14 protein-coding genes are annotated in these 14386 nt (G+C 70.4%); 9 read left to right on the top strand and 5 right to left on the bottom strand.

What is annotated here, in order from left to right; all coding sequences use genetic code 11:
* The first annotated feature begins 5 nt into the window (after positions 1-5).
* The 8 genes from dprE1 (at position 6) to JOD54_RS07175 (ending at position 9174) form a co-directional block, all read left to right on the top strand.
* Complete coding sequence (gene dprE1 / locus JOD54_RS07210; protein ID WP_204449786.1) at positions 6-1373, top strand: decaprenylphosphoryl-beta-D-ribose oxidase; 1368 nt, start codon at positions 6-8, stop codon at positions 1371-1373.
* Complete coding sequence (gene dprE2 / locus JOD54_RS07205; protein ID WP_204449785.1) at positions 1370-2125, top strand: decaprenylphospho-beta-D-erythro-pentofuranosid-2-ulose 2-reductase; 756 nt, start codon at positions 1370-1372, stop codon at positions 2123-2125. Before dprE1 ends, dprE2 begins: the two co-directional genes overlap by 4 nt.
* Positions 2126-2193: 68 nt before the next feature.
* On the top strand, positions 2194-2676 hold the full coding sequence (locus JOD54_RS07200; protein WP_204449784.1) for a YbaB/EbfC family nucleoid-associated protein: 483 nt from the start codon (positions 2194-2196) through the stop codon (positions 2674-2676).
* On the top strand, positions 2673-4259 hold the full coding sequence (locus tag JOD54_RS07195) for a WXG100 family type VII secretion target (protein WP_204449783.1): 1587 nt from the start codon (positions 2673-2675) through the stop codon (positions 4257-4259). The genes JOD54_RS07200 and JOD54_RS07195 overlap by 4 nt, the downstream gene beginning before the upstream one ends.
* Positions 4260-4278: 19 nt before the next feature.
* Positions 4279-4983 (top strand): hypothetical protein, encoded by a 705-nt coding sequence (locus tag JOD54_RS07190; protein ID WP_204449782.1) that lies wholly within the window; start codon positions 4279-4281, stop codon positions 4981-4983.
* 4 nt (positions 4984-4987) lie between these two features.
* On the top strand, positions 4988-5635 hold the full coding sequence (locus JOD54_RS07185; protein ID WP_204449781.1) for a hypothetical protein: 648 nt from the start codon (positions 4988-4990) through the stop codon (positions 5633-5635).
* A gap of 59 nt (positions 5636-5694) precedes the next feature.
* Positions 5695-8748 (top strand): AfsR/SARP family transcriptional regulator, encoded by a 3054-nt coding sequence (locus tag JOD54_RS07180; protein ID WP_204449780.1) that lies wholly within the window; start codon positions 5695-5697, stop codon positions 8746-8748.
* A gap of 45 nt (positions 8749-8793) precedes the next feature.
* Complete coding sequence (locus JOD54_RS07175) at positions 8794-9174, top strand: hypothetical protein (protein WP_204449779.1); 381 nt, start codon at positions 8794-8796, stop codon at positions 9172-9174.
* On the opposite strand, the gene JOD54_RS07170 is transcribed toward JOD54_RS07175, so the two are convergent.
* From JOD54_RS07170 to JOD54_RS07155, 4 genes are all read right to left on the bottom strand, one after another.
* Positions 9165-10079, bottom strand: a complete 915-nt coding sequence (locus tag JOD54_RS07170) for a decaprenyl-phosphate phosphoribosyltransferase (protein ID WP_307860520.1) — start codon at positions 10077-10079, stop codon at positions 9165-9167. The genes JOD54_RS07175 and JOD54_RS07170 overlap by 10 nt on opposite strands.
* An 8-nt stretch (positions 10080-10087) precedes the next feature.
* The gene (locus JOD54_RS07165) at positions 10088-10570 is read right to left on the bottom strand and encodes a phosphatase PAP2 family protein (protein WP_239573982.1); all 483 of its coding nucleotides are present in this window, start codon (positions 10568-10570) and stop codon (positions 10088-10090) included.
* A gap of 108 nt (positions 10571-10678) precedes the next feature.
* Positions 10679-11896: a UDP-galactopyranose mutase gene (gene glf / locus JOD54_RS07160; protein ID WP_204449776.1), complete on the bottom strand. Its 1218-nt coding sequence runs from the start codon at positions 11894-11896 to the stop codon at positions 10679-10681.
* A 121-nt stretch (positions 11897-12017) separates the two neighbouring features.
* Positions 12018-13001 (bottom strand): LLM class flavin-dependent oxidoreductase, encoded by a 984-nt coding sequence (locus tag JOD54_RS07155; RefSeq protein WP_204449775.1) that lies wholly within the window; start codon positions 12999-13001, stop codon positions 12018-12020.
* Between the two features lie 81 nt (positions 13002-13082).
* Between JOD54_RS07155 and JOD54_RS07150 the strand changes: the two genes are divergently transcribed.
* Positions 13083-13898 (top strand): HAD family hydrolase, encoded by an 816-nt coding sequence (locus JOD54_RS07150; protein ID WP_204449774.1) that lies wholly within the window; start codon positions 13083-13085, stop codon positions 13896-13898.
* Between the two features lie 81 nt (positions 13899-13979).
* Here JOD54_RS07150 and JOD54_RS07145 read toward each other — a convergent pair whose 3' ends face one another.
* A complete protein-coding gene (locus tag JOD54_RS07145) occupies positions 13980-14183 on the bottom strand; it encodes a cold-shock protein (protein WP_204449773.1) in 204 nt (67 codons plus the stop codon).
* Positions 14184-14386: the final 203 nt, after the last annotated feature.

The following is a 14386-nucleotide window of genomic DNA, read 5'->3' as shown; positions in this document are numbered from 1 at the left end:
GGCCGGTGGAGCCAGGAGAGTTCGAGACCCGCAGGCTGACCGGCTGGGGGCGTACGGCGCCAAGCGTGGCCGCGGTCGCCACACCCAGCACCCCGGACGACGTCATCGCCGCGGTCGGCAAGGCGGGCCCGCGCGGGGTCATCGCCAGGGGCCTGGGCCGCTCGTACGGCGACCCGGCGCAGAACGCCGGTGGGCTGGTCGTGGACATGACCGGGGTCAACCGCATCCACTCGATCGACGCCGACACCGGGCTGGCCGTGCTCGACGCCGGGGTGAACCTGGACCAGCTGATGCGGGCGGCGCTGCCGTTCGGCCTGTGGGTCCCGGTGCTGCCGGGCACCCGCCAGGTCACCATCGGCGGCGCGATCGGGTCGGACATCCACGGCAAGAACCACCACACCGCGGGCAGCTTCGGCAACCACGTGCGGTCGATGGAGCTGCTGATCGCGGACGGCTCGGTGCGCACCCTCACCCCGGACGGCCCCGAGTCCGAGCTGTTCTGGGCGACCGTGGGCGGCATGGGCCTGACCGGCATCATCCTGCGGGCGGTGGTGGCGCTCAAGCGCACCGAGTCGGCGTACTTCATCTCCGACACCGACCGGACCGCGGACCTCGACGAGACGATCGCGGTGTTCTCCGACGGCTCGGACGACACCTACGAGTACTCGATGGCGTGGTTCGACTCGATCTCCACCGACGGCAGGCTCGGCCGGTCGGTGTTCTCCCGGGGCTCGCTGGCCACGCTCGACGAGCTGCCCAAGAAGTACCGCAAGGACCCGCTGCGCTTCGACGCGCCGCAGCTGCTGACGCTGCCGGACGTGTTCCCCAACGGCCTGGCCAACAAGCTGACCTTCCGGCTGCTGGGCGAGGCCTGGTACCGCAAGGCGCCGGAGCGGGCCCGCGGCAAGGTCATGAACCTGACCGCGTTCTACCACCCGCTGGACATGTTCGGGGAGTGGAACCGGGCCTACGGCAGCAACGGTTTCCTGCAGTACCAGTTCATCCTGCCGTTCAGCGCCGAGGCCGAGCTCCGCTCGATCGTGCGGCAGATGGCCGAATCGGGGCACGTGTCGTTCCTCAACGTGTTCAAGCGCATGGGTGAGGGCAACCGGGCGCCGCTGTCGTTCCCCCGACCGGGGTGGACGATCACCGTGGACTTCCCGATCGCGCCGGGGCTGCACGAGTTCTGCGCCCGGCTCGACGAGCAGGTGCTTGCCGCCGGTGGTCGGCTGTACCTGGCGAAGGAGTCGCGCACCGCGCCGGAGACCTTCCACCGGATGTACCCCCGGCTCGACGAGTGGCGGAAGGTGCGCCAGTCGGTCGACCCGGACGGCCTGTTCACCTCGGACCAATCGCGAAGGCTCGGACTTTGATCAACGCAGTCGGTACCCCGCAGTCCCTGCTCCTGCTCGGCGGCACGTCCGAGATCGGGCTGGCCATCGCCGAGAACTACGCCAGGCAGCGGCAGCTGAGCGTCACCCTCGCCGCCCGCCCGTCGGCCCGGCTGGACGAGGCCGCCGACCGGTTGCGCCGCCTCGGCGCCACGGTGCGCACGGTGGCCTTCGACGCGGCCGACCTGGAGTCGCACCCGAAGGTCGTCGACGAGGCGTTCGCCGACAACGACGTCGACGTGGCCGTGGTGGCGTTCGGCGTGCTCGGTGACGCCGAGCAGCTGTGGCAGGACCACGCGGCCGGGGTCGCGGCGGCGCAGGTGAACTACACGGCGGCGGTGTCGGTGGGCATCGCGCTGGCCGAGAAGCTGCGCAAGCAGGGCCACGGGTCGATCATCGCGCTGTCGTCGGTGGCCGGTGAGCGGGTGCGCAGGTCGAACTTCGTCTACGGGTCGACCAAGGCGGGCTTCGACGGCTTCTACCTCGGCCTCGGCGAGGCGCTGCGGCCGGAAGGGGTCAACGTCACAGTGGTGCGGCCCGGGTTCGTGCACACGAAGATGACCGAGGGCCTCAAGGCGGCGCCGATGGCCACGACCGCGGACAAGGTCGCGCAGATCGCGGTGGACGCCGTGCGCGGCCGCAAGGACCTGGTGTGGGCGCCCGCCCAGTGGCGGCTGGTGATGTCGGTGCTGCGGCACATCCCCCGCCCCATCTTCCGCAGGCTCCCCATCTGACCCGTTCGCGCCATCGGCCGCTGACGGGTTGGTTAGCATCGCCGTCGGGGGTTCACCGAGGGGGACGAATGGCGCTCGACGACGCGTTCCAGCAGAGCATGCGCAGGTTCGAGGAGCAGGCGGCGGCCGCTGCGGGGCTGCGCGAGCGGATCGGCGAGCTCAAGGGCAGTGCCCGCAACACCGACGGGTCGGTCACGGTGACCGTGGCGCCCTCGGGTGCGGTGCTCGGCCTGGCCCTGACGCCCGCGGCGATGAACCGGTCGCACACGCAGCTCACCCAGGAGATCCTGGCCACCATCCGGTCGGCGACCCAGCAGGCGGCCGCCCAGGTGGAGGAGGTCGTCCGCCCCGCGGTCGGCGACGCGTACTACGAGCAGTTCCAGTCGGCCCTGCGCGCCCACGCCCCTACCGTCGAGCCCTTGGGCCCGACAGCACCACCGGAGCCCGCCGCGCTCCCCCAGCCCGGTGCCGACCCGGTCCGCCGCCCGACCCGGTCACCCGTGGACGACGGCGACTTCTCCGACGAGACCATCTACGGCGGCCCCCGATGACCGGCTTCGACGTCAACGGCGGCGCCCTGCTCGCGCACAGCGCGGGCTCGGCCAGCCAGGGCGACAACTTCGCGAGCCTGGCCCAGCTGCTCGAACAGGCCGGGGTCAGCCACGACTGCTTCGGCCCGTTGTTCTTCTACTTCGAGAACACCTACACCGAGACGCTGCGCGAATGCCAAGGCATGGCGAACAAAGCAGCGGGCTACCTGCGCGAGATCTCCGCCGCCGTCGCCGACACGGCAACCGCCTATGGCGCGACCGAGGCGGACAACACGACCGGATTGGCCTCCATAGAGGGCCCGACGATCGGCTCCATCGGTGAACTGGAGGGCGCGGGCGCCGCGACCCGCAAGACCGACTTCCAACAGGCCTCGGCGTACGGCAGCTCGTGGGCGGAGAACTCCTACAAGGTCGCCGACCAGGTCAAAGACCCCGGCGACCCGCCGGAGATGGCGTTCGCGGCGTTCAACGCCCGGATGGAGCAGATCCAGACGGTCATGAGCCCCGGCCAGGCGTTCATCGACAACGGCCTCGGCTGGTTGATCTCCATCGTGATCAGCCCCCTGGTCAACCTGGTGCTCGAACCGGCCCTCGGCGACCCGGAGCAGATGCGGGCCACCGCCAAGGGCTGGGAGAAGGTCACCGACTGGCTCGACAAGGTCGGCGACCGCGAAGAAGCCAGAGCGACCGCCACCGGCGAAGCCTGGCAGGGCGAAGCGGCCGACGCCTTCCGCACCGAGATGACCGAGTTCGCCGACGGCGCCCGAGCCCTCGGCGGCGACATCGCGGGCCTGACCTCGGTACTGGAAACCGCCGCCGACATCTTCGACACCTTCGTCCAGGTGGTCGTCGACATCATCCAGGAACTCGTCCTGGGCCTGATCATCGAATGGCTGGCCGCCCTGGCCGCCTCCTGGATCACCTTCGGCAGCTCCACGGCCGTGGCCACCGGACTGACCGCGACCCAGTGCGCCATCACCACCTCGCGGCTGGGCAAGAAGGTGGCTGGTCTCGCGAACGAACTCAAGCCGCTGTTCACCAGACTCGAGCAACTGCTGGTGTGGGTGCGCAAGGGAAAGCTGAGCAAGGTCATGGACGTGGCCAGCCAGAACCGCAGCACCATGGTCGGCAGGCGGGTGCTGGGCAGCAACCCGATCACCAAGACCGCAGCCAGCTTCGACAACATGCGCGACGCCACCAAGGCGAAGGACAAGGCGACAAAGGCGCTGGACAAGGCGCTCGAGTCCGGCAACGAAACGAAGATCGACAAGGCGCGGGAAGGGCTCGTGGCGGCGGAGACGCGAGTCGACAACGCCATGACCAAGAGGACCGTTTCCGGCCACAACGTCTTCGGCAAGAACGCCACGGCGGAACAAGCCGTGGCACAACACGCTGTCTCGACAGGCCTCGGCTACCTCGGTTTGACCGGCACGACGAACGTCGGCCGAGCGGTGGTGAGCGGAACGTTGGAGAACGCGCCCGGTGCCGCGCTGGAGTGGGGTGTCGGCAAGGCGTACGACCACGCCCAAGACCCCAGCACGGAGGACGAGCGCAAGGCGGCCCAGGAGCGCGGGTTCAGCTGACAGGGACACCGGGGGAGAAATGACACTCATCACGGCCGAGCTCGCGGGACCGTTGATCCACGCGCAGAACCTGCTGGCAGGCACCGGGGAATCCCCGCTGTGGGCGGCTTTCGCCGAACACTACTCGTGGGACTCGCGCGGATTCGACTCCGCGCGAACGCCGAGGGTGGACGTGGGCGCGATCCCGGGAAAGGTGCTCACCACCATCGTCAACGCGACAGACGACGGACCCGACATGGATCCGCCGAAGTACGACCCCGACGTGGTGATCGTCAGCAAGCACAAGGAGATGGCCGCCGTCCTGTTCGGGATGCAGTTCGGCCGAACGCTGTGGGTCCTCACCCCGAGGGGCTTGCGTATGGGTTTGGTGCTCATGAAGCCCGAACCGGAACCCGCACCAGAACCTGAGCCGAAGCCGAAGCGGGGTTTGATCGGCGGGTTGGTCAACGCGGCCAAGGTGGTCACCGACGAGGTGGCCGACATGTGGGCCAAACAGACCGAATGGCCCCAGATGCCCACCTACCCGGTGGAGCCCAAGTTCGAGATACCTCGGCGCGACATCGCGGGATTCACTGTTGCCGCAAGGGGTCTGCTGCGCAGCAAGGTGCACTGCCTGCGGATGGAACTCGTGGACGGCTCGGGGTTCGACCTCATCTTCGGCGCGGGCAAGGACCGCGCACAGTTCGAGCGGCTGCACGCTCTCACCCTCGGCGCTCCGGAGTAATCACGTGGTGATCCAGGAAGACCTCTACCGCGAATGGACCCAGCCGGACGAGAAGGTCCGGGTGGCTCTGGCCGCGCGTGGGCGCACTGTCGGTTCCAGGGTCGGTGGCGTGGTTCGCGTCCCGCACCCGATGCCGCCGGGAACACCCGAGATCATGTGGATCGACCGCAAGTACCCGGATCCGGCGGAGTTCACCGTGGCGGGTCAGTACTCAGGCCACGAATGGGCCGATGACGACTCCCTGGGCTGGTGGGCCGAGGCGGCCGACCCCACCCTGGACGCCGCCAGGGCAGCCGACGCGCTGGCGATCGGGCAGGGCGAGATCGGCTTGGCGATCACCGATCGGCGGATCGCGGTGATCTTCCCGGAGAAGTTGCTTGCCAGCACCCAGCAAGCGCGCAAGGACGCCCTGAAGGAGCGGAGCCTGGTCGGGAAGGCCATGGGATCGGTGGGCATCTACCTCGACGGCGACAGCCAGTGGGACTTCCGGGACAAGGTGTACTCGGTGTGGGAGACCGATGTCCGACGGGTCGTGGGGTGGGACGTGGTGCTGGTGGGGCGGTCGTTCCCGTTCCCCGAGTTGTTGCGGGTGGGCTTCCAGGACGGGTCGGTGCTGTACGCGCGCACGCAGCCAAGGGACCTGATCGAGTGACCCCAGGTTGACTGAGGGCCGATAGTGGTCACTGGGCACACTGACCTGGGGGTAGAGAAGTGCGCATCCTGGTGCTTGGGCCGGTCGAGATCCGGGCCGAGGCGGTGGAGGGACGGGTGGTTCCGCTCGGCGGGGCCAAACCGAAGGCGTTGTTGGCCGCTTTGTTGTTGCACGCGCGGCAGGTGGTGGCGACCGACCGGCTGATCGACCTGATCTGGGACGACTCGCCGCCCGCGTCGGCTACCGCTCTGGTGCACACCTACGTCTCCTCCGTGCGGCGGGCTGTGGCGGCGGCGGGGCGTAGTGGGGCGTTGACGACCAAGGCGCCGGGGTATCTGTTGGACGTCGATCCGACGGACAGCGATCTGGAGGGGTTCGAGAACCACCTGTACGCGGCGCGGCACGCGGAGCGGCAGGAGGACCACGAGTCTGCGGCCGGGTTGTTCGAGCAGGCGTTGCGGTTGTGGCGGGGGCCCGCGTTCGGCGGGGTGGAGGCCGCGTTCGCGCGGGCGCAGGCGACGAGCCTGGTCGAGGAGCGGTTGGGGGCGGAGGAGGGGTTGGCCCGCTGCCTGCTGCACCAGGGCAGGGCGGCCGAGGTCGCGGCGCACCTGCGGCGGCTGGTGAACGCGAACCCGCTTCGCGAGCAGTCCCGGGCGTTGCTCATGCGCGCCCTCTACGAGAGCGGCAGGCAGGGCGACGCGCTGGCGGTCTACCGCGACGGCCGGGAGCACCTGCTGGAGGAGCTCGGGGTCGAGCCGGGGCCGGAACTGCGCGAATTGCAGGCCGAGATCCTCGGTGGCGCGCCGCGGGCCAGCACGGCGACCAAGCGCCGGGTCGTGGTCCGGCACCAGCACGCGGTCCCCCGGCACCTGCCGCCGGACCTCAGCGACTTCACCGGGCGCGAGGACCAGCTCCAGGCGATCCTCGCGGTCAGCGAGGCGGACGCGGTGACCGCGCCCGCCGTCGTGGTGTCCGGGTTCGCCGGTGCGGGCAAGTCGACGCTCGCGGTGCACGCCGCGCACCGGCTGCGGGCGCGCTACCCGGACGGCCAGTTGTTCGCCGACCTGCGGGGCAGCGAGCGCAACCTGGGCGCCTTCGAGGTGCTCGGCCGGTTCCTCGGCGCGCTCGGGGTCGAGGCCGCTGACCTGCCCGGCGACGTCGACGAGCGGGTCGAGATGTTCCGCAGGCGGGTCGACGACAAGCGCTTGCTGGTGGTGCTGGACAACGCCCGCGACGAGCAGCAGGTGCGGCACCTGATGCCGGGGGCGCCGAACTGCCTGGTGATCATCACCAGCCGGTCGCGGCTGACCGGGCTGACCGGCACCGTCGGGGTCGAGCTCGCCCTGCTCTCGGCCGAGGCGTCGGTGCGGATGCTGGGCCGGATCGTCGGGGTGACCAGGGTGTCGGCCGAGCCGATGGCGGCGGCGACGATCGCGCAGCTGTGCGGGGGGATCCCGCTGGCGGTGCGCGCGGCGGGGGCGAAGCTGCAGGCCAGGCCGCACTGGCCGCTGCGGGCGCTGGCGTCGCGGCTGTCCGACGAACGGCGCAGGCTCGACGAGCTGGCCGTCGGGGACCTCGCGGTGCGCTCCAGCCTGCGGCTCAACTACGTCGAGCTCGACGACCTGCACCGGCACGCCTTCCACCTGCTGACCCTGCTCGACCTGCCCGACCTGGGGTCGTGGCTGGCCGCGCCGCTGCTGGACATCCCGCTCGACGACGCCGAGGACGTGGTGGAGCGGCTGGTGGACCTGCGGCTGCTGGAGGTGGCCGGGATCGACGCGATCGGGCGGGTCCGCTACCGCTTCCACGACCTGGTGCAGCTCTTCGGCGCCGAGCAGGCCATGCGCGACGAACCGGCGGACGGGGTGGCGGCCGCGGTGTGCCGGACGTTGGCGACCTGGATGGCGCTGGTCGACGCGGGGGCGAGCAAGCTGCCCAGGGTGACGCTGGGACTGGGCCAGCAGGTGCGCACGAGGGTGGAGCTGGACCCGCGGCTGGTCGCCGAGACCGAGCAGGACCCGTCCGGCTGGTTCAAGTCGGAGACCTCGGCGGTGGTGCGGGCCGTGGAGCGGGCGCACGAGCTGGGCATCGACGAGATGACCACGATGTTGATCGCCTCGCTGCTGTCGTCGCCGTTCGCCGCGCGCAACGAGTTCGACGGGTGGCAGCGCACGCACGAGGTCGCACTGGCCGCGGCCCGCGACAGCGGTGACACCCGCGCGGAGGCCACGGTGCTGGCCGGGCTGGGGCAGCTCTACTACGAGAAGGACGAGTTCCCGGCCGCGCTGGCGTACTTCACCCAGGCGGCGGAGGGCGCCGAGCAGGTCGGTGACCGGGCCACGCTGGCGGTGTCGCTGGTGGGCATCGGCACGGTGCACCGCGATCTCGCGGATTTCCGCGCCGCCCGCGACCACCTGGTCAGGGCCGCGCGGATCGCCGAGGACCTCGGTGACCTGAGCGTGGTCACCGCGACCGATTACGGGCTTGGCGCGACCTGGCGCGACCTGGGTGACCTCCCGGCCGCCACGAGCAGGCTCACCCGCTGCGTCGAGGCGTACCGGGAGCTGGGTGACGAGCGGGGTGCGGGCTTGGCGTTGCGCGGGCTGAGCCTGTGCCACCGGGCGGCCGGGTCGGCGGACCTCGCCGCGGAGCTGAGCGAGCAGGCGGAGGCCGTGCTGCGGGCCGCGGGCGACCAGCTCGGGGCCGCGTACGCCACGCAGTCGCTGGCCAAGGCGCGGATCAGGCAGGGCAGGACCGAGGGCATCGCCGAGGCGCTCGCCGACTGCCTCACGCTGTGCACGAGCGCGGGTGACCGGTTCGGAGTCGCGCTGGTGACCCGCACGTTGGGGGAGTTGGCCCTCGCGGAAGGCGAGTTGGCCGCGGCGCGCGGTCTGCTCGCCGACGCCCTGGCGAAGTGGACGGAGCTGGACTTACCGCTGTGGCAGGCCCGCACCCTGCGCGACCTAGCGGCGGCTGAAGCGCTGGACGAAGAGACGATGGCCCAGGCGCACTGGGACCGGGCACTGGCTTTGTTCGCCGAGGCCACTACGCGGGAGGCCACAGAGCTGGCTGACCTCTCGCCGCTCGCGTGGTCGCACGTCGTGCGCCTATAGGCGGGTTATAGGCGGCCCCCAGACCGTGCTGCCAGGGTGACCGGCATGTCCACCAGGGAAGATGTCCTCCGCCGCGCCCAGAGTTGGGTCGAGGCGGCGGTACCGCACGATCCGGCAGGGTGGCACGGCAGCTACCCCATGACGCCCGCGGGGTTTGTGGCGATGGCGTGGCGGCTCGACCGCGGCGTGACGATCGAAGAGGCGTCCCGGCCGATCGACAAGGACGGGCTGGCCGGTGGCGACGTCATGCTGCGCGACGAGCGGCACCTGGCGCTGTTCGAGACGTGGGCGGACCCGGACCGCGGCAGCTACTGGGGCTTGGAGCTGCGCCCCCTGCTCGGCGCGGTCCGGCGCCGGATCCGCTACCCGTACGAGAACTCGTCGCGGCACTACCACCCGCGCGAGCGCCTGGAGAGCTACAGGTAGATCGACAGGGCCAGGCAGACGACCCAGCCCGCGCCGAGCACCTGCAGCACCCGGTCCTTGAGCGCGATGTCCTCGGGGGTGCCCGCGTGCCCGCCGTCGACGTCGACCGCGTACCGCAGCACGGCGATGACGAACGGGACGATCGAGATGACCGCCCAGACCGAGTTGTGCGGGTTGGTCGCGCGGATCTCGAACGCCCACAGCGAGTACGTGGTGATCATGATCGCGGCCGCGGTCGCCCACACGAAGCGCAGGTAGCTCGACGAGTACTTCGACAGCGACGAGCGGATCTTGGCGCCGGTCTTCTCGAACAGCACGATCTCGGCGTAGCGCTTGCCGGAGACCATGAACAGCGAGCCGAACGCGGTGACCAGCAGGAACCACTGCGACAGCGGGATGTCGGCGGCCACACCACCGGCGATCGAGCGCAGCAGGAACCCCGACGCCACGATGCACAGGTCGATCACCGGCTGGTGCTTGAGCCCCAGGCAGTACCCGAGCTGCACGGCCGCGTACACGGCCAGCACCACGGTCAGCTCCCAGCCTGCGAGCAGGCTGACGCCCAGCGCGGCCAGCGCCAGCACCGCCGAGGTCGCGTAGGCCAGCCGCACCGGGACGATGCCGGAGGCGATAGGCCGGTTTCGCTTGGTCGGGTGCTCCCGGTCGGCCACCACGTCGATGGCGTCGTTGACCAGGTACACCGACGACGAGATCAGGCAGAACGAGGCGAACGCGATCACCGCCGCGAGCAGGACCTCCTGCTCGAACACCCGGTTGGCGGTGAACGGCGCCGCCAGGACCAGGACGTTCTTGACCCACTGCCGGGGCCGCGCGGTGCGCAGCAACCCGGCGAGCACGTTGGGCCGAGCAGGCTCGGTCACCGCGTCGGCCGGGGTCTCGGCCACCTTCTCACTCACCGCTTGCCTCCCCTGAGCTTGCGCCGCAGCAGGCCACCGACCAGGGCGCCGAGGGCGGAGCCCGCGAGCACGTCGGTCGGGTAGTGCACGCCGAGCACCAGCCGCGAGAGCAGCATCGGCGGGACGAGCACCGGGACAAGCTTGCGTCCGGTCAGCCCGGAGAACAACACGGCGGCCGCGGTGGTGGACGTGGCGTGCGAGGACGGGAAGCTGAGCTTGCTCGGCGTGCCGACCAGCACCTTGACCGACGGGTCGTCCGGCCGGGGCCTGCGCACGACCCGCTTGACCGCGATCGATGCGGCGTGCGCCGCGACCACGCCACCGGCGGCCACCAGCCAGTCCTTGCGCCTGCGCTTGTCCACCGCCGCGCCGAGCAGGCCGAGGGCGAACCAGCCCGCGCTGTGCTCGCCGAACAGCGACAACCCCTTGGCGGCGGTCACCACCGGTGCGGTGCCGATGGCGCCCTGCACCCGGCTCAGCGCGGCGGTCTCCCGCCCCGGTCCGGACGTGCTGCGGTCCACTTGGCTTACCTCCCGGTCGTGGTGTTCCCCCGACAGGACATCGGGGGAACGGCCGCGGTGTTTCGCCTAGACGTCGATGGAGCCGTCGAGCGGGGCGCCATCGCGCAGGTGGGGCGCGACCTTGTTGTCGAAGACCGACAGCGCGGACCCGATCGCCATGTGCATGTCCAGGTACTGGTAGGTGCCGAGCCTGCCGCCGAAGATGATGTTGCGCGCGGCGGCCTCGTCCTTGGCCAGCTCCCGGTAGGCCGCGAGCTTCTCGCGGTCCTCGGGGGTGTTGATCGGGTAGTACGGCTCGTCCTCGGCCTCGGCGGAGCGGGAGAACTCGCGGACGATGACGGTCTTGTCGCTCGGGTAGTGGGTGCGCTCCGGGTGGAAGTGCCGGAACTCGTGCACCCGGGTGTAGGGGACCTCGGCGTCGTTGTAGTTCATCACCGACGTGCCCTGGAAGTCACCGGTCGCCACGACCTCGGTCTCGAAGTCGAGGGTGCGCCAGCCCAGCCGCCCCGCCGAGTAGTCGAAGTACCGGTCCAGCGGTCCGGTGTAGACAGTCGGCGTGCCAGCCGGGATCCGGTCCCGCACGTCGAAGTAGTCCACGTCCAGGCGCACGTCGATGTTGGGGTGCGCGGCCATCTTCTCCAGCCACGCGGTGTACCCGTCGACGGGCAGGCCCTCGTAGGTGTCGTTGAAGTACCGGTTGTTGAAGTTGTAGCGCACCGGCAGCCGCGTGATGATCGACGGCGTGAGTTCCTTGGGGTCGGTCTGCCACTGCTTGGCGGTGTAGCCGCGGATGAACGCCTCGTAGAGCGGGCGCCCGATCAGCGAGATCGCCTTCTCCTCGAGGTTCTTCGCGGCACCGGTGTCGATCTCGGCGGCCTGCTCGGCGATCAGCGCGCGCGCCTCGTCCGGGGTGTGCGACCGGCCGAAGAAGGTGTTGATCAGGGCCAGGTTCATCGGGAACGCGTAGACCTGGTCCTGGTACTTGGCGAACACGCGGTGCTGGTAGTCGGTGAACGAGGTGAACTCGTTCACGTAGTCCCACACGCGCTTGTTGGAGGTGTGGAACAGGTGCGCGCCGTAGCGGTGCACCTCGATGCCCGTCTCGGGCTCGTTCTCGGAGTAGGCGTTGCCGCCGATGTGCGACCGGCGCTCGAGCACCAGCACCCGCTTGTCGAGCTGGGTTGCGGTCCGCTCGGCGATCGTCAGGCCGAAAAATCCGGACCCGACGATGACCAGGTCGTACCCGTTGTAGTTGTCTTCAGTGGTTTCTGCGACCGCGCTCACGGTGGCTCAGGCTACCCGCGCGGTGCTCGGGCCCCGAAGGCGAGGCACAGATCACCCTCAAGGTGCTGGACGGGGATCGGTCCCGGCATCCTCCCCCGGCGCCGGGACCGATCCGTCCCCCCTATTTCCCTCCCCCGCCTTCTCTGACGCCCGACACCCCGGACCCGTTGCTCGGCGGTTCGGACTTGTTGGCGTCGCGGCGGGTGGCCCGGCCGCCCAGCAGCGGCAGCACGTCGGCGGCCACCTCCTCGAGCACCAGCTCGCGCCCCGCGTACGGGCCGTCCGGGCGCGGCCAGTGCACGACCACGTCGGTGAACCCGGTGTCGCGGGCCCGGCCGACGTGGTCGGTGAACGCGGCGACGCTCTCCAGCGAGAACAGCGGGGAGGCGTCGACGCTGACGTAGCGGTCGATGGTGGACGGGTCGCGGCCGAGCTCGTCGAGCGCCTCGTCGAACCGCTTCGCCCGCTTGGCCACGTCGGCCCACCAGGCGTCGGCGGACTCGGCGCCGGGGGCCCCGGTGGTCACCCAGCCCTGGCCGTAGCGGGCGGCAAGGCGCATGGCCCTGGGGCCGTTGGCGGCGATCAGGAAGGGCACCCGGGGTCTCTGGACGCAGCCGGGGGCGCTGCGGGCCTCCTCGGTCCGGTAGTACTCGCCGGTGAAGGTCGCCTTGTCCTGGGTGAGCAGGGCGTCGGAGAGCTCGACGAACTCGGCGAACCGGTCGGCGATCTGGGCCGGGGTGGTGTCCTCCCCGGCGTGGCCCATGGCCTGGCGGTCGTAGCCGCCGAGGCCGCTTGCCCCGGAGCCGAGACCGAGCATGAACCGGCCGTCGGAGATGTCGTCCACGGCCAGCACCTGCCTGGCCAGCGGGACGGGGTGTCGGAAGTTGGGCGAGACGACGAAGGTGCCGAGCCGGATCTCGGAGGTCACCATCGCCGCCGCGGTCAGGGTGGGGACCGAGTCGAACCAGGGCCCGTCGACCAGCGTCCGCCAGCCGAGGTGGTCATAGGTCCAGGCGTGGTCGAAGCCGTACTCCTCGGCCCCGCGCCACCTGGGCTCGGCGGCCCACCAGCGATGCTCGGGGAGGATCACAATTCCTACGCGCACCACGCGAACCTAGCGGCAGCCCGACCCGGGGGTAACGAAGGCCACCGGAACCGGGTCGCGCGGTCCTGCAGGATGGACCCCGTGGACTCGCCCCGCCTCGTCGCCTCCGACATCGACGGCACCCTGCTCGGCCCGCTGGAGCGGGTCACCGACCGCACCGTCGGCGTGATCGCCAGGGTCGTCGCGACCGGGACCCCGTTCGTGCTGGTCAGCGGCCGTCCCCCGCGCTGGATCCCGCCGGTGTCCGACAGCGCGGGCCTCAACGGCCACGCGGTCTGCGCCAATGGCGCGATCATCTACGACATCGGCTCCGGCCATGTGGTGTCGGCACACCAACTCGACCCGGTCCGCCTGCACGACGTCACGCACACCCTGGAGAAGGCCCTGCCCGGCATGGCGGTGGCGACCGAGCGCGTGGTGATCGGCGGCCCGCACCTGACGGCCCCCTACGCCGCCGAACGCGGCTACTCCAACCCGTGGGGCGACTCGGTGGACGAACTGACGATCGCCTCCCGCGCCGAGGTCCTCGGCCGCCCCGCGGTGAAGCTCCTGGTCCGCCACGCGTCGATGACCAGCGCGGAGATGCTGGACGCCGCCCGCTCGCTGCTGGGCGACAGCGTGGACGTGACCTACTCCACCGGCCTGGGCCTCCTGGAGATCTCCGCCCCCGGCGTCACCAAGGCCAAGGGCCTGTCCGAGGTCGCCGAGATCGAGGGCGTCCCCCAGTCGGCCGTGATCGCCTTCGGCGACATGCCCAACGACATCGAGATGCTCCGCTGGGCGGGCCACGGCGTGGCCATGGCCAACGCCCACGAGGACGTCAAGGCCGCCGCCGACGAGGTGACCGCCCCCAACTCCGAAGACGGCGTGGCCCAGGTCCTCGAACGCTGGTTCTGATATGTGACCTAGCTCACTAGTTCGGAAAAGGACCGAGGCCCGTCCCCCAGCGGGGACGGGCCTCGGAACTCGAATCTAAGATCAGACGGCGCGGACGCCGGTGGCCTGCGGGCCCTTCTGGCCCTGGCCGATCTCGAACTCAACACGCTGGTTCTCGTCCAGGGTCTTGAAGCCCGAGCCCTGGATCTCCGAGTAGTGCACGAAGACGTCGGCGCCGCCGTCGTCCGGCTGGATGAAGCCGAAGCCCTTCTCGGAGTTGAACCACTTGACTGTGCCCTGTGCCACGTCTATCTCCTCAACAGGTACCGCTTGGGCCTGCGCGGTCGCGCAAACCCATGGTCGGTTTCAGACGGCGACTTCTCCGGCTTGACCTGGAGGAAAACCGCGCGCCCGCAACGATCTCTTGCGAGCGTGATCTAACACGTACTCAAGAAAATTCACGACCGGATACAGTCAACCACACACCGGATCGCCCGCGCACCCGTATG

Origin of the sequence: Actinokineospora baliensis, assembly GCF_016907695.1 — a bacterium.
GTDB classification, from domain to species: domain Bacteria; phylum Actinomycetota; class Actinomycetes; order Mycobacteriales; family Pseudonocardiaceae; genus Actinokineospora; species Actinokineospora baliensis.
Note: the sequence above shows the minus strand (reverse complement) of the source record. Positions and strands in the feature narration are given on the sequence as shown.